Below are 23,604 nucleotides of genomic sequence, written 5' to 3' on the forward strand. Positions count from 1 at the left end.
ATTATTGCTTGACAGACGCCCGGTCGTTCCCGCATCATTCGTGACACCGGTTACCAGAGCCGGCCAACGAAATAGAAACGGGAAGGCGGCTGACGCGGCCACGAGGGCTGGCCATCAGGCGCAATCTCCATGGGAAATCATTGGCGAGCGGGCGACAGGCCGCCGCTGACGTGGGAGGATGAAGATGGCTATTCAGGCAAGGCGGGGCGTCCGGACATTGACGAAACTGGCAGGCGGGGCATCGCTCGCGGCGCTGGCGCTGGCGCTGTCGCCGGCCTATGCGCAGGATGCGGCGGCTCCGGCCGCCGATGACGCGATCGTAGTGACCGGTATCCGGGCGTCGCTCGAACGCGCGGCCGACATCAAGCGTGAAGCCGACCAGGTCATGGACGTCATCACCGCCGAAGATGTCGGAAAGCTGCCCGACGCCAACGTCGCCGAGGCGCTTCAGCGCGTCACCGGCGTCCAGATCACCCGGGTCTTCGGCGAAGGCCAGTCGGTGTCGGTGCGCGGGCTGCAACAGGTTCGCGTCGAGGTCGACGGCCGCACGCTGCTCGGCTGGTCGGCGCGCCTTTCGCCGCCCGAGAATGACCAGCTCGGCCGCTCGTCGGGGCTCGATTCGGTGCCCTCGAGCCTGTTCGGCCGTCTCGAGGTGCGCAAGTCGCCGCTCGCGAGCAATGCCGAGGGCGGACTTGGCGGCACGGTCAATCTTGTCACGCCGAAGCCGCTGTCATTCAAGGAACCGACGATCTCGGTCCGCGCGCAGGGCGTCTATTCGGAAAATTCGAAAAAGTTCGAACCCGCGATCACTGGCTTCGCGACGACCAAATTCGCCGATGACCGCATCGGCGTCATGATCGCGGGCGAATATCAGAAACGCACGTCGATGACGCAGACGTTCGAGCGCAACAACTTCCTCAACCGGACCTATACCGGCACGGGCGGCGGCGTGGTCCCGACCCCGGTGCTGCTGCAATATGAGCAGTTCACCGTCGACCGTTCGCGGCTCGGTCTCAACGGGGCGATCCAGTTCGAAGTGACGCCCGAATTCACCGTCACCGCCGACGCGCTCTATTCGAAGCTCAAGACCGGGCGGCGGCAGGACTTTTTCGCCTTCCGCCTGCCGACCGGGAACAATCCCGTCACCAACCGCGTCGTCGAGGAGGGCATGGCCGTTGCGGGCAATGCCAACGGCACCGTCACCACCGCGGGGCAGATCCGAAACGAGCCGACCGAAAGCTTCCTCTATGGCCTCAACGGCAAATATGAAGGCGACAACGGGCTGACGATCGAAGCCGACGGCTATTACAGCAAGGGCACGATCGACCAGACGATCCAGATCATCACCTTGCAGGGCACCGCGCTCGTCCCCGGCGCGTTCGATTTCCGCGACACGACGATCCCGTCGCTGACGCTGACCGGTCCGTTCAACCCCACCAATTACGCATCCTATAATCCCGCGACCAACGGCGTGCGCAGCAACCGCCTGATCGGCCTGCTCGACGAATATACGGGCAAGCTCGACGTCAGCTATGAAACCGGCGGCGTCACGATCGCGGCGGGGGTTCGTTACACCGACCTGCATGCGCGCTCGAACGCGTTCCGCAGCCAGGTCACCCCGACGCGCGCCGAGATCGAGCCTTACCTCAAGCTCATCGATGCGGGCGATTTCCTGTCGGACATTCCGGGGACATTTCCGCGCGGCTTTTTGAGCACCGCGCCGACCTTCGACTATGTCTTTACCCGCGCGCAGGCGGCAGAGCCGAACCCGAATGCGAACGGGCGCTCGACTTTGCTGCCCAATTTGCAGCGCGACTATGACTTCAGCGAAAAGACGCTCGCGGGTTATCTGATGGTGTCTGGCGAGGGCGAGATTGCCGGCATCCCGTACAAGGCCAATGCCGGCGTGCGCATCGCGTCGACACGGCTGTCGGTCGACTCCTATGTCAACGTCGGCACGGTCAGCACGCTGCGCACGGACAGGAACCGCTATACGAATATACTGCCCAGCGCGAACGTCGCGTTCAATATCACCGACGACTTCCTGATCCGCGTGTCGGGGTCGCAGACGATGCAGCGCGCATCGATCGCGGATCTTTCGCCGTCGACTTTCTTCAACGCGACGAACCTGTCGGTCACCGGCGGCAATGTGAATCTCGAACCGCCGGTCTCGACGCAGGCCGATGTCAGCTTCGAATATTATACCGGCAAGAGCTCGCTGATCTCGGGCGCCGTCTTCTACAAGGACGTCAAGAATTTCATCGCGAGCTTTGTCACTACCGGCGTCGATACAACCCTCGACCCGCAGGGCCGCGAGCTGACTTTCTCGCGTCCCGAGAACCTCTCGAGCGCGAAGATCAAGGGTTTCGAAATCGGCATCCAGCAGTTCATGGATTTCCTGCCGTCACCGCTCGACGGTTTCGGGGTGATCGCGAACTACACTTACTCGGATTCGGAAGACAGCGCGGGCTTCCCGCTCGTGGCGGTGTCGAAGAACAGCTATAATCTCGTCGGCCTTTACGAGAAGGGGCCCTTCTCGGCGCGTATCGCGTATAATTACCGCGACGAGGCGGTGTTCGAATTCTCCGAGGGGCGGCCGAGCTTTGTCGGCTCGCGCTCGCAGCTCGACGCGCAGGTCGGGCTCGACATCACGAAGAATATCGCGCTGTCGCTCCAGGCGCAGAATCTGATGCCGAAGAAATCGGCGACGACCGAGTATAGCAATTTCAACACGACCGCGCTCAACAGCTATGCCCTGTCCGAGCGGCGTTTCTCGGTCGGCGTGCGCGCGAAGTTTTAAAGAGGTCCCCGGCATGGCGGTGTGGGTCGCTCGCCGCCATGCCAAAGGGGTAATGCCAAACGGGGCCGCAGGGAGTGTATCGGGTTATGATTTCGGGTGATCGGCGTGCGCGCCTCGTTTCGGTTTTGACGCTCGGCGCGGCGCTGACTTTTCCCTTGCAGGCGCAACCGGCGCAACTGCCCAAAATCCTCTCCGATCCCGCGACCGCGGCGGCGAACCCGCTGCCCGATTTCAGCTATGCGGGCTATGGCTTCGGCCTCGCGCCGATCCCAGCCGACGCCGGAACGATCGTTGACGTGACCACGCATGGCGCGATCCCCGACGACGGGCTCGACGATACAAAAGCGGTGCTGCGCGCGCTCGCCGCGGCGAATGCGGTCAAGGGCAAGGTCACGCTGCGCTTCCCCAGGGGGCGCACGCAGATCACCGAGGTGCTGCGGATCACGCGCAGCGACATCACGCTCGACGGTGCGGGCAACGGGCCGGGCGGCAGCGAGCTGTGGTTCCCGCGCCCGCTGAAGCTCATCGACAAAAGCCACGATTTTGACGAGCTGCGCGAATATATGGTGCGCGAGAAGAAGCAGCAGGTCGAGCCCGAGCATAATATCGACTATCTCTTCACCGAATATACCTGGTCCGGCGGGATGATCTATGTCGCGCCCGAGGGCAGCCGCCCGGTTTCCTATGACGCTAGCAAAGATGTTCGTGACCCGGTGCTCGCGAACGGCGTTACGGGCAAGCAGTTCGGCCGCACGCTGAGCGTCGACGATGCCGCAAAGCTCAAGGTTGGCGACGTCGTGCAACTGCAATGGTTTTCGGTCGACGGGCCGAAGAGCCAGATCCTGAAATCGCTTTACGGCGACACCGACCTCTCGATCGGGTCGCACCACTGGACCTCGCCGAACCGGCCGGTGGTGGTGCAGGCCACGCGTGTAACGGCGGTTCGCGGCAAGACGGTGACGCTCGGCGATCCTTTGCTCCACGAAGTGCGTGCCGACCAGCCTGCTGTGCTCGCCGACTGGAAGCATCTGACGAACGTCGGCATCCAGAATCTGCGGCTGCAATTTCCCGAAGCGCCGGCGTTCGGCCATCATCTCGAACAGGGTTACAACGGTATCTATATGACCGGCGTGTTCGATGGCTGGGTCAAAAAGCTCACGATCGATCGTTCGGACAGCGGCATCCTCACCGACAATGCCGCGAGCCTGACGATCGCCGACATCACCACGACGGGCGACCGCCGCGCGCATTATTCGGTGCACGTCGGCGCGGTGCACAATGTGCTCGTCAAGGATCTGAAGGTCGAGAACCCCGTCGTCCATCCGGTGAGCATCAACACGCGCTCGACGCGGTCGGTGTTCCTGCGCTCGATCGTGGGCACAGAGGCGATCATCGACCAGCACAGCGGGTCGAACCACCAGAATCTGTTCGATGCGATCGAGATGGATATCGATCCGAAGCTGGTGAAGGGCGCGTGGCAATATCAGCTGTGGGTCGGCGGCGGCGCGCCATATTGGAAGCCGGGGCACGGCCTTTACAACACGCTGTGGAACGCGAAGCTGGTGATGCCCGAAAGCGTTCCCGCCGATGTGACGGTCGCGATTACCAGCGGGCTCGAAGGCCCCGGCGAGCGGATCGTCGGGTTGCATGCGAACCGCCGGATCAGCGTCAGCTACAACCCCGTCCCCTACATCGAGGGCACGGGGCATGCCGTGGACGCGGCGCCGTCGCTCTACGAATATCAGCTCGCCCGTCGGCGCCGCTGACCCTCTAATTCGCCGAAGGCGGGGCGACCGACTGGCGTTCGACAAAGGTCGACGCAAGAACCGCCCCCTCGGCGACCTTGGCGCCCGGGGCGAGAAAATCGGGCACGAGCGTTTGCGCGGCGCGGACACCCATCTCGTGGATCGGCCAGCGCACCGTGCTGAGCGCGGGCCAGATATGCGTCGCGGTCGGGCTGTCGTCGAAGCCGATGATCGAAAGCTGCTCCGGCACCTTCACGCCCTTGCTGTGCGCGACGCTCATCACGCCGGCCGCCATCTCGTCGTTCGAGCAGAAGATCGCTGTCGGCGGGGTAGCGAGCGACAGCAGGGCTTCGCCGGCCTCGATGCCAGCGGTATAGCGGTAATTGCCGGGCGCGTTGAATGCGGGAGGAAGGTCGAGTCCCGCCTCCGCCAGCGCTTCGAGAAAGCCCGTTTCGCGCTCGGCGGCCGAACGGAAGCCGACGGGACCGCGCACGAAACCGATGCGGCGGTGGCCGAGCGCGATCAATCGGCGCACCGCTTCGGCCACAACCTCGCGATCGTTCGACGAAATACAATGTTTCGCATCGTCGAGCGGCGCCGACCCGATGCGGACATAGCGCACGCCCAGATTCTCGCAGAGCGCGGCAAGGTCGTCATTCTCGGAGATCGGCGGCAGCAGCAGCGCGCCGATCGGCCGCTGTTTCTCGAGGAAGGTGCGCACGTCGTCGAGCATCTTGTCCGACCCGCGATCGACGGGGCGGACGAGCAGCGCAAGGTCGCTGTCCTTGATCGCGTCGAGCACGCCGCGCTGGAAATTGAGCACCGTCTGCGCGTTCGGATTGTCGTGAAGCAGCGCGATCAGGAAGTTGCGCCGAAAGGCGAGTGCGCGCGCCTGCGGATTGGGCACGAAACCCAATTGTTCGATCGCCCTTTCGACAGCCGCGCGCGTCTTGTCGGTCAGGAATTCGGAGCGGTTGATCACCCGGCTCACGGTCTTTTTCGAAACCCCCGCAAGCGCCGCGACGTCGTTGATCGTCGGCTGCTTGCCCCCCGGCCCCTTATTCTGTGCCGCCATATTCTGTCTTTCCCCTGCAAGCTCTGGCCCGGCTCGCGCTTTGCAATGCTGATGGGCGCTCGAAAGCGTAAAATCAACCGCCCGGCGGGGGTGCCAACACCTCTTGACACCGGTTACCATCAAAACTAGCAAGGCGGCAAGCCAGAAATCTCGAGCGAGGATGCGATCCCATGTTTTCCAAGACCTATTACGCCACCCATCCCGTGATGATGGAGGAAGTGTCGAACGCGGAGCTTCGCGATCGCTATCTGATCCAGAACCTGTTCAGTGAAGGCGAGTGCGTCCTCAACTACACCCATGCCGACCGCTTCGTGATCGGCGGGGTTGCCGTTGGTTCGGCGCCGGTGAAGCTGCCCGCGCAGAGTGAGCCGCCGTCGGCCGCGGGCCACCCGTTCCTCGAACGCCGCGAGCTCGCGATCGTCAACGTCTCTTCGGTGGAAGGCACCGTCACTGTCGACGGCGAGAGCTTCACGCTCGGCAACAAGGATTGCCTCTATGTGACGATGGGCGCGAAGGACGTCGAATTCGCGGGCGAAGGCGCGCGCTATTATCTTGCGTCGTGCCCGGCGCACAAGGCGTTCACGACGCGCAAGCTCGGGATCGCCGACGCCAATGCGCTCGATCGCGGGAGCCTCGCCGAATCGAACGAACGCACGATCTTCCAGCTCGTCATCCCCGGCGTGTGCGACAGCGCGCAGCTCGTCATGGGGCTGACCGTGCTCAAGGAAGGCAGCGTCTGGAACACGATGCCGCCGCACATCCACGAACGCCGCAGCGAGATTTATTTCTATTTCGAACTCGACAATGTCGATACCGACCGCGTCATGCATTTCATGGGCGAGGGCGAGGCGACGCGCCACATCGTCATGCAGAATGAGGAAGCGGTGATCTCGCCGCCCTGGTCGATCCACATGGGTGCGGGCACCAAAGCCTATGCCTTCATCTGGGCGATGGCGGGCGAGAATCAGGACTATACCGACATGAACGTCCTCGACATCTGTCAGTTGTCGTAATCCATTCATCGTCACCCCGAACTTGATCCGGGGTCCAGACAACGCCGCTGAAATGGATGCCGGATCAAGTCCGGCATGACGAAGGGTAGGAAGATGCAAATGTTCGACCTCACAGGAAAAGTCGCGCTCGTCACCGGCGCCAACACGGGCATCGGGCAGGGGATCGCGCTTGCGCTCGCCGAAGCGGGCGCCGACGTCGCCGCCGCGGGCCGCTCGCCCGCCGATGAGACCGTCGGCAAGGTGCGCGGGCTGGGCCGCCGCGGCGAGAATTTCGCCGCCGACCTGTCGAGCGTCGGTGCGGTGCAGCCGCTCGTCGATGCGGTGCTCGCCGAGTTCGGACGGATCGACATCCTCGTCAACAATGCCGGCATCATCCGCCGCGCCGACGCGGTCGACTTCACCGAGGCCGACTGGGACGCGGTGATGGACACCAATCTCAAGACGCTCTTCTTCCTGTGCCAGAGCGTGGGGCGCCACATGATCGCGCGCGGGTCGGGCAAGATCATCAACATCGCCTCGATGCTGACCTTTCAGGGCGGCATCCGCGTGCCGAGCTATACTGCCTCCAAATCGGGGGTCGGCGGGCTCACCAAGCTGCTCGCGAACGAATGGGCGGCAAAGGGCGTGCAGGTCAACGCGATCGCACCCGGCTATATTGCGACGAACAACACCGCCGCGCTGCAGGGCGACGAGACGCGCAACCGCCAGATCATCGAGCGTATCCCCGCGGGGCGCTGGGGCGACCCCGCCGACATCGGCGGCGCCGCGATCTTCCTCGCGTCATCGGCGTCGGACTATGTGCAGGGCCATATCCTCGCCGTCGACGGCGGCTGGCTCGCGCGCTAGCATCGGGCCATGTCCTCCGGCCGCCTTGTCTTTTTCGGCGAACTGCTGATCCGCCTCACCGCGCCGGGCAACGAGCTTCTGATGCAGTCGCCGTCGCTCGCGCTCCATGTCGGCGGGGCGGAGGCGAATGTCGCGATCGGCCTCGCGCACCTTGGCCACGATTGCGCGATGGTCAGCCGCGTTCCTTCGAATGCACTGGGTCGCGGAGCCGTGGCTACGGTACGCGGCGCGGGCGTCGATTGTGCCGCCGTCACCAGCGGGACGGGGCGCATGGGGCTCTATTTCCTCAGCGTCGGCGCAGGGCTGCGCGCGTCGGAGATCGTCTACGATCGTGCGGGGTCGAGCTTTGCCGCAACGGGGCCCGACGATTATGATTTCGACCGCTTGCTGGCGGGCGCGGGCCTGCTCCACCTCTCGGGCATCACCCCCGCGCTCGGGCCGCGCTCGGCCGAAGCAACGCTCGCGGCGGCGCGTGCGGCAAAACGGCTTGGCGTCCCCGTCAGCTTTGACGGCAATTACCGCGCGATGTTGTGGGAGGCGTGGGACAGCGATCCGCGCACGATCCTCTCCGAACTGATCGGCACCACAGACATCCTCTTCGGCAACCACCGCGATCTCTCGCTCGTGCTCGGCAAGGAATTCAGCGGCGAGGGCGAGGACCGGCGGCGCGAAGCTGCCGAAGCGGGTTTCGCGGCGTTCCCCGGCCTCCAGCTGATTGCATCGACCGCGCGCCATACGGCCACCGCAGATCATCACCGCATCGCGGCGCGCGTCGACCTGCGCGGCGGCGGCTATCAGACCCCCGAGATCGACGTCACCGGCATCGTCGACCGCATCGGCGCGGGCGATGCCTTTGCCGCGGGCGTACTCCATGCGCATCTGTCGGGCGGCGATGCGCGTGCGATGGCGGAATCGGGCCTTGCGCTCACCTGCCTCAAACATTCGCTGCCGGGCGACGCGAGCCGTTTCGGGCAGGCCGATATCGACGCCTTCCACGGCGGCGGGCTCGATGTCCGGCGCTGAGCCGATCGGCCGCCGTGCGCTTCTGGCAACGGCCGGCAGCTCGCTCCTCCTTTCAGCCGTTGGGCGGGCCGAGGTCTTCACGCCGGTTCATCATATCGGAGCGGTGAGCGCGTCCGACGGCGACTATCGTTCGGGCGCATTCCGCAGCTTTGGCGACAGCCAGTCCTGGGCTTTCACGGGCATCCGCTATGGCCGCGCCGAGCGTTTTCGGGCTCCGGTCGCCATGACGAAGGCCGAGCAATTGCGGGGCGACATTTTTGGTCCCGCCTGTCCCCAAACGGGTGGCCGCTATCAGCCGCAGGGCGAGGACTGCCTGTTCCTCAATGTCTGGACGCCCGATATTGAAAAGCCCGCAAAGCGCCCCGTGATGGTCTATTTCCACGGCGGTGCCTATTCGACCGGCAGCGTCACCGACCCGGTCAACGACGGCGCGAACCTGGCGGCGCGTGGCGATGTCGTCGTTGTGACCGTCAACCACCGCCTCAACGCGCTGGGCTATCTCTACCTCGCCGGGCTCGACCCGCGCTTTCCCGACAGCGGCAATGCGGGACAGCTCGACCTGATCGTGGCGCTGCAATGGGTCCAGCGCAATATTGCGGCGTTCGGCGGCGACCCCGCGAACGTCACCGTCTTCGGCCAGTCGGGCGGCGGTGCGAAGATCGCGACACTGATGGCGATGCCCGAAGCCAAGGGCCTGTTCCACAAGGCGATCACGATGAGCGGGCAACAGGTCACCGCCTCGGGGCCGCTCAACGCGACCAAACGTGCGCAGGCGTTTCTGGGCAAGCTGGGGGAGGGCGTCGACCCCGCGACCGCGCCGGTCGAGCAGCTCGTCGCAGCGCTATCGGCGACCGACCCGGTGCTCGGCGGCGGCGTCTATATGGGCCCGGTGCTCGACATGACGCATCTGACGCGCCACCCCTTCTGGCCCGACGCCGCGCCGCAGTCGCTTGGCATCCCGATGATGCTCGGCAATACGGTGATGGAAACGCGCGCCTTCTATGCGCCCGATAGCAAGCAACTCGCGGGGCTCGATTTCGGCAATCTTGCCGCGCGCATCGCGCCCGAGATGCGCATCGACATCGAACCCTCATGGGTCGTTGGCCAGTTCCGCGCGCGCTATCCGACGGCCGTGCCGCTCGACCTCTTCCACCGCATCGTCACCGCGGCGCGCAGCTGGCGCGGGCAGGTCGAGGAGGCCGAGGCGCGCGCGCGCGCCGGCCATCCGGGCTTCGTCTATCAGCTCGATTTCGAAAGCGCGAAACATGCCGACGATATCGCGCTCAGCTTCGGCACGACCCCCGATCCCGCCCCTGCGCAGCAGGCGATGAGCGACCGCGTGATGGATGCCTTCGTCCGTTTTGCCCGCACGGGGAATCCGGGCTGGCCGGCCTATGATCGGGCGAAGCGTCAGACGATGGTCTTCGATACGGAGAGCCGCGTCGAAAAGGATCCGCGCAAGTGGGAACGCGAGCTGTTCGCGCGGGTGCCTTATATCCAGCCGGGCAGCTAGACGATCTTGTGCGATCCGAGCCAGTTCCACAGCAGCTCGGGCCAGATCGCAACAGGCAGCCCCGCCGCCTTCATCAGCCCGAAGCCGTGTTCGCCGCGCTCGAAGAAATGCGCCTCGCACGGCGCGCCGATGCCGCGCGTCGCTTCGCGCAGCCGCACGCTGTTCGCGACCTTCACCACGCTGTCGTCCTCGGCGTGGAGCAACCACAGCGGGGGCTGGTCGGAGCGGACATTGCGCTCGGGCGAGTAGAGTTTCTCGCGCGCCGCGTCGGGGTTGGCGCCGATCAGCTTCTCGCGGCTCACCGCATGCGCGATCGCCGGGTCCATCGACACGACGGGATAGATGGCCGCGAGCGCATCAGGCCGCGCCGGCTGGGCGTCGGCCGCGTCGACCGGATCATAAACCCTGGCGTCGAAGCGCGTGAGCAGGCTCGTCGCGACCTGACCGCCCGCCGAGAAGCCGCCGAAGACGACACGCGCCGGATCGATTCCGTCAGCACCCGCACGGCTGCGAACCAGCCGCACCGCGCGCTGCGCATCGGCGAGCGGCACATCGGCGCCGTTCGTCCAGCCGTCACCGGGCAGGCGATAGAAGAGGACATAGGCGGTAACGCCGCGCTCGCGCAGCCAGCGCGCGAGCTCATACCCCTCCTTGTCGACCACGACATAGCGATAACCGCCGCCAGGCGCGAGGATCACCGCCGCGCCGTTGGGCTTTGCGGGACGGAAGATGTCGAGCCGCGGGCGCGTGATGCCTTGCAGCATCCGGTCACTCGCATTCGGATCTTCGCTGCGCTGGACGATCGCTTCGACGAGCCCCGCGGGCGGTCGCACATGGCCCGCGGGCCAGAGCGCGAAACTCGCGTCCGGCCGGACGCCGACGGGGCGGCTGACGTCGGGCGGAGGGATCGCGGACACTCTCGCGGCGAGCGGCAGCGAGATCCCGGAGGTGAGCAGCGCGCGGCGGTCGAACGTCATTCGCTCCCCGCCTTGTTCGGATAGGCGATAATTAGCACCAGCGGCTCGCGCCCTGTCTGGCGGATACCGACCTTCGCGCCCTTGTAGAGCCACGCGGCGGTACCCGTTTTCAGCTCCTTCTCCTCGCCGTCCGAATGGACCACGCCGGTGCCCGAGAGGACATAATAGATTTCGTCATGGTCGATCGGATGCACGCCGATCTCCGCGCCGACATGCAGCGCGCGCTTGCGGAATTCGAAGCTGCGCGGGGCGGGAACCGCATCGCTGATCCGGTATGCGGTCGACATGCCGATCGAGCCGTGCGGCGGCGCTTCCTCGCGCACCGTCGCCGCTTCGTCGATCAAGACCATCGCGGGGGCGGCGGCGCCGGCAAGCAACAGGGCAAGAAGCGCGCTCATCGTCAATTCGCCGTCCGCGACGCACGGTCGCGCGCCGACAGATTTTCCTGCGGCAGCGGGGCGGTCTGGCCCGGATAGCGGCCCGACTTCGGCGCCATTGTCGCAAGGTCCCACTCGGACGCGACAAAAGGCGCGCGTACTTCCTTGACCTTGGGGTAGCCGCTCACTTCCTTCTCATCGTCGATCACTTCACCGCGCCCCTCGGCGACGAAAAAGAGCACGCGGATCTCTTCGGCATCGCGCGCCCAGGGCCGCGCGCCGGCGGTGGACAACACCGAGGTTTCGACGTCGCGCACCGGCAGGATGGTGTAACCGCCGACCGGCGCGAGCGGTGCTTTCGCCCGGATCAGCTTGGCCTGCGTCTCGCCATAGCGCCCGAATTCGGGAAGCGGCTGGCCGTGGCGATCGACTGCCAGATTGTCCTTGCCATAATATTCGAGGTCGCCGTCGCCACCGAGCATCAGAAAGGGCAGGCGTTCGTCGGTGTCGTTGCCGCCGCGCATCACATTGCCGACCGCGGTTATCTGACCCGTTACATAGTCGTGCCCGACCCATTCAAGGTTCATCAGGTTGTAATGCACCGCGCGGTGCTGCGGGTTATAGATCAGATTGTTGATCATCAGCGCCTGTCCGCCGCCCTTGATCAGCGGGTTGCGCTCGACATTATGCGCCCAGACATTGCGGTAAAAGACGATGCCCGTCGCATTGTCGTGGATCAGCGATCCCTTGCTGTGCTCGCCTTTCGGATGGCTCGCATCGGCGAGTCCCTCGGCGGCAAGGTTGTTCGAGAAGGTGATGTTGTGGCTCGTGCCCCGCCGCCACTCATCGACGCTCTTGCCGGTGAAGCGCGGCCCCGACGCCGACATATTTTCGTCGATCCCCCACATCAAAGTACAGTGGTCGACGATGACATTATGCGCCGCGACGGTCGAGAAGGTGTCGGCTTCCCACCCGCTGCGCTTCGGCTGGCCGTCGACGCCCGTGTAGACACGCAAGTGGCGCATCACGACGTCGTGCGTCTTCACATCGATCCCGGTGCGGATGAGGGTGATGCCGGGTCCGGGCGCGGTTTGACCGGCGATCGTCAGGAACGGATATTTGATCTCGATCGGCGTGCGCGCCATGTCGATCACGCCGCCGACCTCGAATACGATGATGCGCGGCCCCGGCGTCTCGATCGCCGCCTTCAGCGACCCGGGACCGTCGGGCGCGAGCGTGGTCACGCGCAATATCTGCCCGCCGCGTCCGCCCGGGGTCTGCGCCGCCGGGCCGACCGCGCCGGGGAAGGCGAGCGGCGTCGTCTCGGCTGCCATTGCTGAACCCGATGACAGGCTAAGGGCCAGAAAAAGCGCAGTTATCCATGGCTTTTTGGGCATCCTGTCTCTCCTCTTCATTGGGGTATTGACATGTTCGTCGCAATCCGCAATCTTTCTGACACCGGTTACCCCAATCGGTCAACGAGAAAATATTTCCAAGGGAGAGGGTCTGATCCGGTTCGCCGCATGTGACGGCGGCCGCCATCAACCTCTGAATAATCGACGGATGAAGCGGTTTGCCAAATCGTTTTGTCCAGCAAAGTAACCGGTGTCATTCCTTGCGCAAGCGGAGGCAACGGGGCGATAAGGGAGGATGATAATGGCAATTCATGCAATGCGGAGCATTCGCACTCTGACCCGGCTGGCGTGCGGTGCATCGCTTGCCGTGCTGGCGGCCTCGCCGGCGTGGGCGCAGGACGCCGCTGCGGCGGCCGACGAAACCGTCGCGAGCGAGGACGAGATCGTCGTCACCGGCTTCCGCGCATCGCTGGGTGCCGCGCTCAACGTAAAACGCGAGTCGGTCGCCGCGGTCGACGCGATCGTCGCCGAAGACATCGCCAAATTCCCCGACCAGAATCTTGCCGAATCGCTGCAGCGCATTCCCGGCATCACGATCCAGCGCGATGGCGGCGAAGGCCGCGGCATCACCGTGCGCGGGCTCGGCTCGCAATTCACCCGCGTCCGCGTCAACGGGCTCGAAACAGTCGCGACCTCGACTGACGGCGCCTCGGCGAACCGCGACCGCGCGTTCGACTTCAACGTCTTCGCCTCCGAGCTGTTCAGCTCGATCGTCGTCCACAAGACCGCGTCGGCCGAACTCGACGAAGGCTCGCTCGGCGCGGTGGTCGACCTCAACACGGGCAATCCGCTCGCGGGCAAGGGTGGCTTCACCGCGGCGCTGTCGGCGCAGGGCAGCTACAACGACCTCTCCGAAAAGGTCGGTCCGCGCGCTGCCGGACTGCTCAGCTGGGTGAATGACGCTGGTACGCTCGGCTTTGCGGTGTCGGCCGCCTATTCCGACCAGAAGACGCTCGAACTCGGCAACAATTCGGTTCGCTGGGCGCAGGCGCGTTTCGACTCGGTCGATGGCACGCCGTGCTGGACCGCCGCCAATTCGGGCGGCACCTATATCCCGAGCGCTGCATGCAACGAGGTCTCGCTCGCCTTCCATCCGCGCATCCCGCGCTACGGCGAAATCGCGCACGACAAGAAGCGCCTCGGCATCACCGGGTCGATCCAGTTCGCGCCGAGCGATGCGACCAAAATCTCGCTCGACGGACTTTATTCGAGCTTCAAGCACCAGCGCCGCGAGCGTTGGGCCGAGGTGCTGCTGCGCAGCAACGAACGCTCGATCAACGTCAGCGACTATGAAATCGACGGCGATAATAACATGATCTCGGCGACGCTCGACGACGCGTGGGTGCGCACCGAACATTATCTGCGCAAGGCGAAGACCGAATTTTGGCAGGTCGGCGCGACGTGGGACCAGGATGTCAGCGATACGTTCCGCTTCACCCTGCTAGGCGGCATGTCGAAATCGACCGCGTCGATCCCGCTCGAAACGACGATCGTCTTCGACGACCGCGATGCGCAGGATTATCGCTACGATTATAGCGACATGAAAAATCCGCTGCTGACCTTTGGCACCAGCGTCACCAATCCGGCGAATTTCCAGCTCGCCGAAATCCGCGACCGTCCGTCGGAAGTCGCGAACAAGTTCCGCACCGCGCAGCTGCGTACCGAATGGGACATCAGCGACGATTTCACGGTCAAGGCAGGCGGCGTCTATCGCCGCTTCGACTTCTCCAGCATCGCGTTCACGCGCGACACCGTTGTGTGCGGCAACGGCGGCGTCGACCGCGTGCTCGGCACGCTCGCCTGCTCGCCGTCGTCGGCCTTCGGGCCGGCCGCGGTGTACGGTTTCCCGGTCAACTCGGGGCTCGCCGAGCTGTTCACGCTCGGCAAGGCGGGCCAGCCGTCGGGCACGACGACCGAGTGGCTGGTTGCCAATCTCGACGCGACGACGGCTTTCACCAAGCTTTACGACCGCGTCGCCGCGGTCGACGCCGGTAACAACCGCGCCGTGCGCGAAGAGGTCACCGGCGGCTATCTGCAGTTCGATGCCAAGGGCGAGCTTGGCGGCCTTCGCTATGCGCTGAACGCCGGGGTGCGCTATGTCCACACCGACCAGAGGTCGAGCGGGCTGAGCAGCGGGGCGGCGGTGACTGTCGAGCGCAGCTATGAAGACTGGCTGCCGTCGATGAACCTCGCGCTGTTCCCGCACGACGACATCATCATTCGCGCCGCGGTTGCCGATGTGATGACGCGCCCGACGCTCGGCAATCTGACCCCCGGCGGAACCGTCGACGGGTTCAACTATCGCATCAACTACGGCAACCCGTTCCTCGATCCGTTCCGCGCGACCGCCTATGACATTGCGTTCGAATGGTATTTCGCACCGCAGTCGATCTTCTCGGTCGCGCTGTTCAAGAAGGACATCGCCAGCTTCCCGGTCGCGACGACCACCAGCGGCACCTTTGCCTCGACCGGCCTGCCGACGTCGATCATTCCGCCGAGCAGCCCGGCGTCGATCAATCCCGAGGGCCAGATCTGGACGATCAACTCGATCGGCAACGGCGAAGGCGCAAAGCTGAAAGGCATCGAAGTTTCGCTGCAGGCCCCGTTCAAATTCCTGCCGGGCTTCCTGTCGAACTTCGGCGGCATTGTGAACGCCACCTATGTCGACTCGGACGCCGATTATTCGGTCGCCGGTCCGTCGATCGTCCCGGGCGGCGCCAACGTTGGCGCGATCCGCAACGGCACGCTCTTCAACCTGTCGAAGCGCGCCTATAACGGCACGCTCTATTATGACGACGGCAAGTTCAGCGCCCGCGCCTCGGTCAGCTATCGCAGCCGCTATGCCGACGCGAACAGCGGCACCGGCAACGTGTTCGAAGGCTATGGCTCGACGATCAACGTCGATGCGTCGGTCCGCTATGCGATCACCGACAATATCGAAATCTCGGTCGAGGGCATCAACCTGACCGACGAATATCGCTATCGCTTCACCGATATCGACGCCGATCGCAATTACGAGAATAACCATTTCGGCCGCACCTTCCTGTTCGGCGCGCGCGTCAAGATCTGACGCCGACGGATTCGTCCCGGTGAGGCCCGGTTTCCGATTTCAGGGGGCCGGGCCTTTCTTTTTTTGAGGAGATACGCGTGACCGATCGCCGCGACATGCTCAAGCTCGCCGGGAGCGGTCTGATCGCGACCGGGCTGTCGGGCTTCGCCGCGCCCGCCGCATGGGCGACGGCGGCGCCCGCGTCTTCGGGTTCCGTTCCGGCGTGGGCCAAGGGCTTCGACGGCCAGCGCAAGGCCGATCTCGGCGACGGGCGCTTCCTCAATCCGGTCATGGCCGGCGACCATCCCGATCCGTCGATCCTGAAGGACGGCGGCGATTATTATATGACCTTCTCGACCTTCGATAGCTATCCGGGACTGGTCATCTGGCACTCGCGCGACCTGGTGAACTGGCGCCCGATTGGCCCCGCACTTCACAAGAATATCGGCGCGGTCTGGGCGCCCGAGTTGTGCAAGCACAAGGGCCGCTATTATCTCTACATCCCCACGAAAGGTCCGAACACCAGCTGGGTGATCTGGGCGGACAAGATCGGAGGGCCGTGGAGCGATCCGGTCGACCTGAACCTGCCCAACCATATCGACCCCGGCCACGCGGTCGGTGAAGACGGGTCGCGCTGGCTGTTCCTGTCGGGCGGCGACCGCGTGCGCCTGTCCGACGACGGCCTGTCGCGCGTCGGCGAACCCGAGCATGTCTATGATCCGTGGCGCTATCCCGCCGACTGGGTCGTCGAGGGCTTCGCGCCCGAGGGGCCGAAGATCACGCGCCGCGGCGACTATTATTACATGATCACCGCGGTCGGCGGCACCGCGGGTCCACCGACCGGCCATATGGTCATCGCGGCGCGCTCGAAATCGATCCACGGGCCGTGGGAGAACTGCCCCGCGAACCCGCTCGTCCGCACCACATCGGCGGCCGAAAAATGGTGGTCGCGCGGCCATGCTACGCTGGTCGAGGGACCCGCGGGCGACTGGTGGAGCGTTTATCACGGCTTCGAAAACGGCTATTGGACGCTCGGCCGCCAGGCGCTGCTCGACCCGATCGAATGGACCCACGACGGCTGGTTCCGCATGAAGGGTGGCGACCTGTCGCAGCCGATCGCCAAGCCCAAGGGCGGCGCGGTGGCGGGACCGCACGGCATGGCGCTGTCGGACGATTTTACCGCGCTCGCGCTCGGCGCGAAATGGAATTTCTTCAAGCCCGCCGCCGACGAGCGCAGCCGCGCGCGCGTCGAGGATGGTGCGCTTATCCTCACGGCACGCGGCAAGGCGCCGGTCGATTCCTCGCCCTTGCTGCTGATCGCGGGCGATCAGGCGTACCGCTTCGAATGCGATATCGAGATCGCGCCCGGCGGCACCGCTGGCCTGATCCTCTTCTACGACGAGAAGCTCTATTGCGGGCTCGGCTTCGACGGCGAGCGCTTCGTCACACACCAATATGGCATCGAGCGCGCCCGCCCCGCCAACCCGCACGGGGCACGCATGCGGATGCGCGTCACCAACGATCGCCATATCGTCACCTATGACACCAGCGGCGACGGCGGGAAGACGTGGGTCCGATTCGATCGCGGCATGGAGGTGTCGGGCTATCACCATAATGTGCGCGGCGGCTTCCTGATGCTGCGCCCCGGCCTCTATTCGGCGGGCGAGGGCGAAGCGCGCTTCCGCAACTTCACCTTCCGCGCGCTCGATTAAAGCGTAACGCCCGATTTCCAGATCGCAATATCGCGCTCTTCATTGGCCTCGGCTCGCGTCACGGCGCCCGATGCGGTGGCGGCGATCAGGTCGAGCAGGGCGTCCGCTGCGCTGTCGAATCCGGCATCGAGCACCGTCCCTGCGTCGAAGTCGATCCAGCCCGCCTTGCGTTCGGCCAGCGCGCTGTTCGATGCGATCTTCAGCGTCGGCGCCGGAAAGCCGAGCGGGGTACCGCGGCCGGTGGTGAACAGGATGATCGTCGCCCCGGCCGCAGTCAGCGCGGTCGACGACACCGCGTCATTGCCCGGCGCCTCGAGCAGGGTCAGCCCAGGCAGCGTTGCTTCGCCGCCGTAACGCCGGACATCGACGACGGGCACCTTGCCGCCCTTCTGCACCGCGCCGAGCGATTTTTCCTCGAGCGTGGTGATCCCGCCCGCAATATTGCCGGGCGATGGGTTCTCGCTCATCGGTTCGCCGTTACGGATGAAATAGTCCTTGAAATCCCGCACGAGCGCGACCGTCTCGTCGAAAACTGTGCGCGATACCGCGCGGTCCATCAGCACCTGTTCGGCGCCGAAAATTTCGGGGATCTCGGTCAGCACCACCTTCCCGCCCGCCGCCGCGACGGTATCCGCCATGCGCCCGACGAGCGGGTTGGCGGTCAGCCCCGACAGCCCGTCGGAGCCGCCGCACTTTACCCCAAGCACCAGCTGCGACAGCGGCACGTCGCTGCGCAGGGTGTCGGCACAGCCCGCGACCAATTCGTCGACCAGCGCAAGGCACGCCGCCTCGTCATCCTCGACCGCCTGCGCCGACAGCGTGCGAATGTGCGCGCAGCGGTCGGCCGGGATCCGGTCGAGCAGCGCGCCGAGCTGATTGCTCTCGCACCCCAGCCCGACGATCAGCACCCCGCCGGCATTGGGATGCTGCGCAAGCGCCGCGAGCAAGGCCCGCGTATGGCCAAGATCGTCGCCAAGCTGCGAACAACCAAACGGATGCTTGAACGCGTGAACCCCGTCGACGGACCCCGCATGGCGCGCGCCCGCGATCCTCGCGACGCGCGCGGCGAGATTGCCGACGCAGCCGACGGTCGGAAGGATCCAGATCTCGTTGCGCGTGCCGACGCGCCCGTCGGGGCGGACATAGCCGCGAAAAGTCGGCGCCGGGTTGGCGTCTGTTGTCGCGTCGCTCGCGCCCGACACATAATGATAGTCGCCATCACTGCTCAGCGCGGTCGCCAGATTATGGCTGTGGACATGGTCGCCCGGCGCGATGTCGGCGGTCGCGATTCCGATCGGGAAGCCATATTTGATCGCCGCTTCGCCGCGCGCGATCGGCGCGAGCGCAATCTTGTGCCCGCGCCCCACGGCGACGGCCGCCCGAAGATCGCCGTCGGCGAACATGGGGTCGCCAGCCGCGATGTCGGCGATCGCGGTCGCGACATTGTCCGCGTCATGGACGCGGATCGCACGGATTATGCTGTCGCCGGTCATCACCATTCAGTACCCGGCACGGCGGAGCAATTTGTCATACATCTGATATTCGCTTGCCTTTGACACCGGTGTCTCTTACACCGCTTCGCGGAAGAGGGAAATGAGAAAGATGCTGGCGACAAGCGATCAACAGAATTTGGCGCGTGCCCTAATCGACGCCCGCGTGGGAAAGACACCGCTTACCGTTTATCCCGGCGCGATGCCGCAGACGATGGCTGAGGCCTATGCGATCCAGGACAGCGCGATCGCGCTCGACGGCCGCCGCATCGGCGGATGGAAAGTCGGGCGAATCGCCGCTGAGCTCGTCGCCCGCTACGGCGTCAACCGTCTGACCGGTCCGATCTTCGCCGACGAAATCTTCGATGGTGCCGCTCAGCCGGTGATGCCCGTCTATGCCGACGGCTTCGCCGCCGCCGAAGCTGAAGTGCTGCTCTGCTTTGGCGAGGTCGGCGGTCGCGCCTATGACATCGACAGCGTGCGCGAGTGCATTGCCGACGTCCGCACGGGCATCGAGATCGCGAGCTCGCCTTTTCCCGAGATCAATCGTCACGGCCCGGCGGTCACCGCGTCGGACTATGGCAATAACAAGGGGCTGATCCTCGGCCCGTCGATCGCGGACTGGCAGGGCGCCGACCTGATCCGAATGCCGGTCGAAATGGCGATCGACGGCGAAACGGTCGGCACTGCGACGATGGAGGCCATGCTCGACGGCCCCTTCGGCTCGGCGCTGTTCCTCATCGAGATCCTGCGCGCGCGCGGCATAGCTATTCCACCCGGGACCTGGGTGTCCGCGGGCGCGATCACCGGTATTCATGAAATCAGGCCCGGCCAGCGCGCCGAAGCACTGTTCGACGGAAAAATCCGCGTCGGCTGCTCGATCAAAAGCTATTAAAGCAACATAACGGGAGAGGTTTATGGCACAGGCATTCGCGGACGGAGGTACGGCGGCGCCGGTGCCAAGGTCCGGCCGCTACCGCTGGCTGATTGTCGCGGTGCTGTTCGCCGCGACCACGGTCAATTATATCGATCGCACGATGCTCGGCCTGCTCGCGCCGACGCTCGGCACCGAGCTCGGGTGGAGCGAGAATGACTATGGTAACATCGTCACAGCCTTCCAGGCCGCCTACGCGCTCGGCTTCCTGCTCATGGGCTGGCTGATCGACCGCTTCGGTCCCAAGATCGGATACAGCATCGCCATTTCGATCTGGACGATCGGCCATATCGCCCATGGTTTCGCAGGGTCGATCGCCTCCTTCATGGCGGCGCGCGTCATCCTCGGCGTCGGCGAGGCGGGGCATTTCCCTGCGGTCGTTCGCGCGTCGAGCGAATGGTTTCCGCAAAAGGAGCGCTCCTACGCGATCGGCTGGGTCAACAGCGCGACGACGATCGGCGTGATCCTGACCGCGCCGACGGTTGCGCTGTTCATGCGCGTGCTCGGTTTCGACTGGCGCGAAACCTTCATCTACACCGGCGCTTTCGGCGTCCTTCTCCTGATCCTCTGGCTCTGGCTCTACAGCAATCCGCGCGAAAGCGGGAAGGTCAGCGAGGCCGAACTCGCGTGGATCGAACATGACCCGCCCGAACAGGTCGAACGCATCGGCTGGGGCCGGATCGTCACCAAGCGCGAGGCCTGGGCGTTCGCGGTCGCCAAATTCCTCATCGATCCCGTCTGGTTCCTGATGCTCTTCTGGCTGCCCAAATATTTCAGCTCGACCTATGACGTCGATCTCAAGGTCGTGCTGCTGCCGATGATCATCATGTATCTGCTCTCCGACGTCGGCAGCATCTTTGGCGGCTGGACCTCGTCGAAACTGATCCAGCAGGGTCACAGCGTCAATTTCGCACGCAAGGTGACGATGGCGATCGCCGGTTGTTTCGTCCTGCCGTTGCTGTTCGTCACCGGGCTCGACAATATGTGGCTCGCGGTCGTGTTGATCGGTCTGGCGCTCGCGGGGCACCAGGCCTTTTCGTCGACGCTCCTGTCGATCCCGCCCGACATGTTCCCCAAACGCGCGGTCGGGTCGGTGATCGGGCTCGGCGGCTTTATGGGCGGCGTCGGCGGGATGATCATGGCCAAGTCGACCGGGCTCGTGCTCGACGCGACGGGGGGCAATTACACCCTCATCTTTGCCGCCTGCACGACGGTCTATTTCCTTGCCGTGCTGGCGATCCACCTTTTGAGCCCGCGTCTCGCGCCGGTTAGCGTAGAAAGCAAAACCTGATCCGATGCCGCGCCCGCTGGCCCTCTCCCCCGACCGCCTCTTTCCGTCCGATCCGGCGCAGCGCGAGATCGCGCGCCGGCTCTATAAAGAGGTGGCGGGCCTGCCGATCGTCAGCCCGCACGGGCACACCGATCCGGCGTGGTTCGCGGGCAACGCATCGTTCGGCAATGCTGCCGAATTCCTGTTGCATCCCGACCATTATGCGTTCCGGATGCTCTATTCGCAGGGCATTTCGCTCGATGCGCTGGGGATCCGCAACCGCGACGCCAACCCGCGCGAGAGCTGGCGGCTCTTCGCGCAAAACTATCATCTGTTTCGCGGCACGCCGACACGGATGTGGATGGACTGGGTGTTCGCCGAGGCATTCGGCTTCGAGGTGCAATTTTCGGGCGAGACGTCCGACCTCTATTACGATCTGATAACCGAGAAGCTCGCGACCGATGCCTTCCGCCCGCGCGCGCTGTATGATCGGTACGGGATCGAGGTGATCGCAACGACCGAAAGCCCGCTCGATACGCTCGAGCATCATGCCGTGATCCGCGACGCTAATGGCCGCCCGACAGGCTGTCGGCGCGCCGCGCGAGATGGGTTTCGTCTAACCCGGCGACCGATGCCTTCCGCCCGCGCGCGCTGTATGATCGGTACGGGATCGAGGTGATCGCAACGACCGAAAGCCCGCTCGATACGCTCGAGCATCATGCCGTGATCCGCGACGCTAATGCGAGCGGCGAGTGGGCGGGACGGGTGGTCACCGCCTATCGCCCTGATCCCGTGATCGATCCCGAGTATGAGGGCTTTCGCGATAACCTCAAACGCTTCTCCGACCTCTCGGGCGAGGATGCCTTCAGCTATGCGGGCTATCTCGCCGCGCACCGCAATCGCCGTGCCTTCTTCGCGGAGATGGGCGCAACCTCGACCGATCATGGCCATCCGACGGCGGCGACCGCCGACCTGTCTGACGCCGAGGCTGAAGCCTTGTTCGCGCGCGTTACCGGGGACAGCGTGACTGCCGCCGATGCCGAACTGTTCCGCGGGCATATGCTGACSGTGATGGCGGGGATGAGCCTCGACGACGGTCTCGTCATGCAGATTCACCCGGGCAGTTTCCGCAACCACAACCCGTGGCTGTTCACCCATTATGGCCGCGACAAGGGCGCCGATATTCCGATGGCGACCGACTATGTCCATGCGCTGCGCCCGCTACTGGGGCGTTATGGCAACGAAGCCGCACTGACGATCATCCTCTTCACGCTCGACGAGACGAGCTACGCGAGAGAATTGGCACCGCTCGCAGGCCATTATCCGGCGCTGAAGCTCGGCCCCGCCTGGTGGTTTCACGACAGTCCCGAAGGGATGCGGCGCTTTCGCAGCCACACGACCGAGACCGCGGGCTTCTACAATAGCGTCGGTTTCAACGACGACACGCGCGCCTTCCTGTCGATCCCCGCGCGCCACGACGTCGCGCGGCGTATCGACTGCGGCTTCCTCGCGCAGCTCGTCGCCGAACACCGGCTGGAGGAATGGGAAGCCGCCGAACTCGCGGTCGACCTCAGCTATAATCTCGCCAAGGCGGCGTACAAGCTGTGAGGCTTTCGGCCCAAACGCCGATCCCGGCGTCGGTGCAGACGCCGGACTACGAACGCGCCGCTCAAGCCGCGGGAATCGTCCATATCGGCATCGGCGCGTTCCACCGCGCGCATCAGGCGGTCTATACCGACGATGCGATGCGTTCGGGCGACCGCGACTGGGCCATTATCGGCGTGTCGCTTCGTTCAAGCGACGTCGCGGCGCAGCTCAACCCGCAGGACGGCCTGTACACCGTCAGCACGCGTAGCGCGGCAGGAACCGGGTTGCGGCTGATCGGCGCGGTCCGGCAGGTGTTCGTCGCCTCCGACAATCCGCACGCCGTGGTCGATGCGATTGCGGCCCCGACGACACACATCGTCAGCTTCACCGTCACCGAAAAGGGCTATCTGCGGCGTCCCGACGGATCGCTGGACCTTGCTGAAGCGGCCGGCAGTCGCAGCCTCTATCGCTTTGTCGCGGCGGGGCTCGCGGCGCGCAAGGCGGCGGGCTTGCCGGGGCTGACATTGCTCAGCTGCGACAATCTGGCGGGCAATGGCGCGGTGCTGCGCGGCTTGATGCGCGCGTATCTCGCGGCATATCATCCCGACCTGTCGGCGTGGTTCGACGGCGAATGCCGCTGCCCGGCGACGATGATTGACCGGATCGTCCCCGCGACCACCGAGGCCGATCGTGCCGACGTCGAAGCCGTGCTCGGCGTCCGCGACGAGGGCGCTGTGGTCACCGAGGCGTTCAGCCAATGGGTTATCGAGGATGATTT

General features: G+C 65.0%; 15 protein-coding genes and 3 pseudogenes. 13 read left to right on the top strand and 5 right to left on the bottom strand.

Going from position 1 to position 23,604, the window contains the following annotated elements; translation table 11 throughout:
• The first annotated feature begins 217 nt into the window (after nucleotides 1-217).
• On the top strand, nucleotides 218-2,800 hold the full coding sequence (locus ASD73_RS15465; protein WP_056373238.1) for a TonB-dependent receptor: 2,583 nt from the start codon (nucleotides 218-220) through the stop codon (nucleotides 2,798-2,800).
• 86 nt (nucleotides 2,801-2,886) lie between these two features.
• Nucleotides 2,887-4,566 (top strand): hypothetical protein, encoded by a 1,680-nt coding sequence (locus ASD73_RS15470; protein WP_056373239.1) that lies wholly within the window; start codon nucleotides 2,887-2,889, stop codon nucleotides 4,564-4,566.
• Between the two features lie 4 nt (nucleotides 4,567-4,570).
• Here the strand turns inward: ASD73_RS15470 and ASD73_RS15475 are convergent, their stop codons facing one another.
• Nucleotides 4,571-5,620 (bottom strand): LacI family DNA-binding transcriptional regulator, encoded by a 1,050-nt coding sequence (locus ASD73_RS15475; RefSeq protein ID WP_056373240.1) that lies wholly within the window; start codon nucleotides 5,618-5,620, stop codon nucleotides 4,571-4,573.
• 170 nt (nucleotides 5,621-5,790) lie between these two features.
• On the opposite strand from ASD73_RS15475, the gene kduI reads away from it, so the two are divergent.
• The 4 genes from kduI (at nucleotide 5,791) to ASD73_RS15495 (ending at nucleotide 10,015) form a co-directional block, all read left to right on the top strand.
• A complete protein-coding gene (kduI, locus tag ASD73_RS15480; protein ID WP_056373241.1) occupies nucleotides 5,791-6,633 on the top strand; it encodes a 5-dehydro-4-deoxy-D-glucuronate isomerase in 843 nt (280 codons plus the stop codon).
• A 93-nt stretch (nucleotides 6,634-6,726) separates the two neighbouring features.
• The gene (gene kduD / locus ASD73_RS15485) at nucleotides 6,727-7,479 is read left to right on the top strand and encodes a 2-dehydro-3-deoxy-D-gluconate 5-dehydrogenase KduD (protein WP_056373742.1); all 753 of its coding nucleotides are present in this window, start codon (nucleotides 6,727-6,729) and stop codon (nucleotides 7,477-7,479) included.
• Nucleotides 7,480-7,488: 9 nt separating this feature from the next.
• Nucleotides 7,489-8,502, top strand: coding sequence for a sugar kinase (locus tag ASD73_RS15490; RefSeq protein ID WP_056373242.1), 1,014 nt, complete (start codon nucleotides 7,489-7,491; stop codon nucleotides 8,500-8,502).
• A complete protein-coding gene (locus ASD73_RS15495; protein ID WP_056373243.1) occupies nucleotides 8,489-10,015 on the top strand; it encodes a carboxylesterase/lipase family protein in 1,527 nt (508 codons plus the stop codon). The genes ASD73_RS15490 and ASD73_RS15495 overlap by 14 nt, the downstream gene beginning before the upstream one ends.
• Here ASD73_RS15495 and ASD73_RS15500 read toward each other — a convergent pair.
• Genes ASD73_RS15500 through ASD73_RS15510 form a run of 3 tightly spaced genes read right to left on the bottom strand, consistent with a single transcriptional unit; the run spans nucleotide 10,012 to nucleotide 12,703 of the window.
• Nucleotides 10,012-10,992 (bottom strand): alpha/beta hydrolase, encoded by a 981-nt coding sequence (locus ASD73_RS15500; protein ID WP_056373244.1) that lies wholly within the window; start codon nucleotides 10,990-10,992, stop codon nucleotides 10,012-10,014. The two genes, ASD73_RS15495 and ASD73_RS15500, sit on opposite strands and share 4 nt — an antisense overlap.
• The gene (locus ASD73_RS15505; protein ID WP_056373245.1) at nucleotides 10,989-11,390 is read right to left on the bottom strand and encodes a cupin domain-containing protein; all 402 of its coding nucleotides are present in this window, start codon (nucleotides 11,388-11,390) and stop codon (nucleotides 10,989-10,991) included. The genes ASD73_RS15500 and ASD73_RS15505 overlap by 4 nt, the downstream gene beginning before the upstream one ends.
• Nucleotides 11,391-11,392: 2 nt before the next feature.
• Complete coding sequence (locus tag ASD73_RS15510) at nucleotides 11,393-12,703, bottom strand: pectate lyase family protein (RefSeq protein ID WP_443027971.1); 1,311 nt, start codon at nucleotides 12,701-12,703, stop codon at nucleotides 11,393-11,395.
• A gap of 322 nt (nucleotides 12,704-13,025) precedes the next feature.
• Here ASD73_RS15510 and ASD73_RS15515 point away from each other — a divergent pair, with 322 nt between their 5' ends.
• Both ASD73_RS15515 and ASD73_RS15520 read left to right on the top strand, forming a co-directional pair.
• Nucleotides 13,026-15,854, top strand: coding sequence for a TonB-dependent receptor (locus ASD73_RS15515; protein WP_443027972.1), 2,829 nt, complete (start codon nucleotides 13,026-13,028; stop codon nucleotides 15,852-15,854).
• A 95-nt stretch (nucleotides 15,855-15,949) separates the two neighbouring features.
• Nucleotides 15,950-17,545 (top strand): family 43 glycosylhydrolase, encoded by a 1,596-nt coding sequence (locus ASD73_RS15520; protein WP_056373744.1) that lies wholly within the window; start codon nucleotides 15,950-15,952, stop codon nucleotides 17,543-17,545.
• Here ASD73_RS15520 and ASD73_RS15525 read toward each other — a convergent pair.
• Nucleotides 17,542-19,044, bottom strand: a complete 1,503-nt coding sequence (locus ASD73_RS15525) for a UxaA family hydrolase (RefSeq protein WP_056373248.1) — start codon at nucleotides 19,042-19,044, stop codon at nucleotides 17,542-17,544. The two genes, ASD73_RS15520 and ASD73_RS15525, sit on opposite strands and share 4 nt — an antisense overlap.
• Nucleotides 19,045-19,201: 157 nt before the next feature.
• On the opposite strand from ASD73_RS15525, the gene ASD73_RS15530 reads away from it, so the two are divergent.
• The 5 genes and pseudogenes from ASD73_RS15530 to ASD73_RS15550 form a co-directional block, all read left to right on the top strand.
• Nucleotides 19,202-19,930, top strand: coding sequence for a 2-keto-4-pentenoate hydratase (locus ASD73_RS15530; protein ID WP_235534458.1), 729 nt, complete (start codon nucleotides 19,202-19,204; stop codon nucleotides 19,928-19,930).
• Between the two features lie 22 nt (nucleotides 19,931-19,952).
• Nucleotides 19,953-21,260, top strand: coding sequence for an MFS transporter (locus ASD73_RS15535; RefSeq protein ID WP_056373250.1), 1,308 nt, complete (start codon nucleotides 19,953-19,955; stop codon nucleotides 21,258-21,260).
• 4 nt (nucleotides 21,261-21,264) lie between these two features.
• Nucleotides 21,265-21,813 (top strand): annotated as a pseudogene (locus ASD73_RS15540) (glucuronate isomerase); the annotation flags it as partial.
• 50 nt (nucleotides 21,814-21,863) lie between these two features.
• A pseudogene (gene uxaC / locus ASD73_RS15545) lies at nucleotides 21,864-22,847 on the top strand (glucuronate isomerase); the annotation flags it as partial.
• Nucleotides 22,844-23,604: pseudogene (locus ASD73_RS15550) on the top strand (mannitol dehydrogenase family protein); the annotation flags it as partial. The pseudogenes uxaC and ASD73_RS15550, both read left to right, overlap by 4 nt.

This window comes from Sphingopyxis sp. Root154, from assembly GCF_001427105.1.
GTDB lineage: Bacteria > Pseudomonadota > Alphaproteobacteria > Sphingomonadales > Sphingomonadaceae > Sphingopyxis.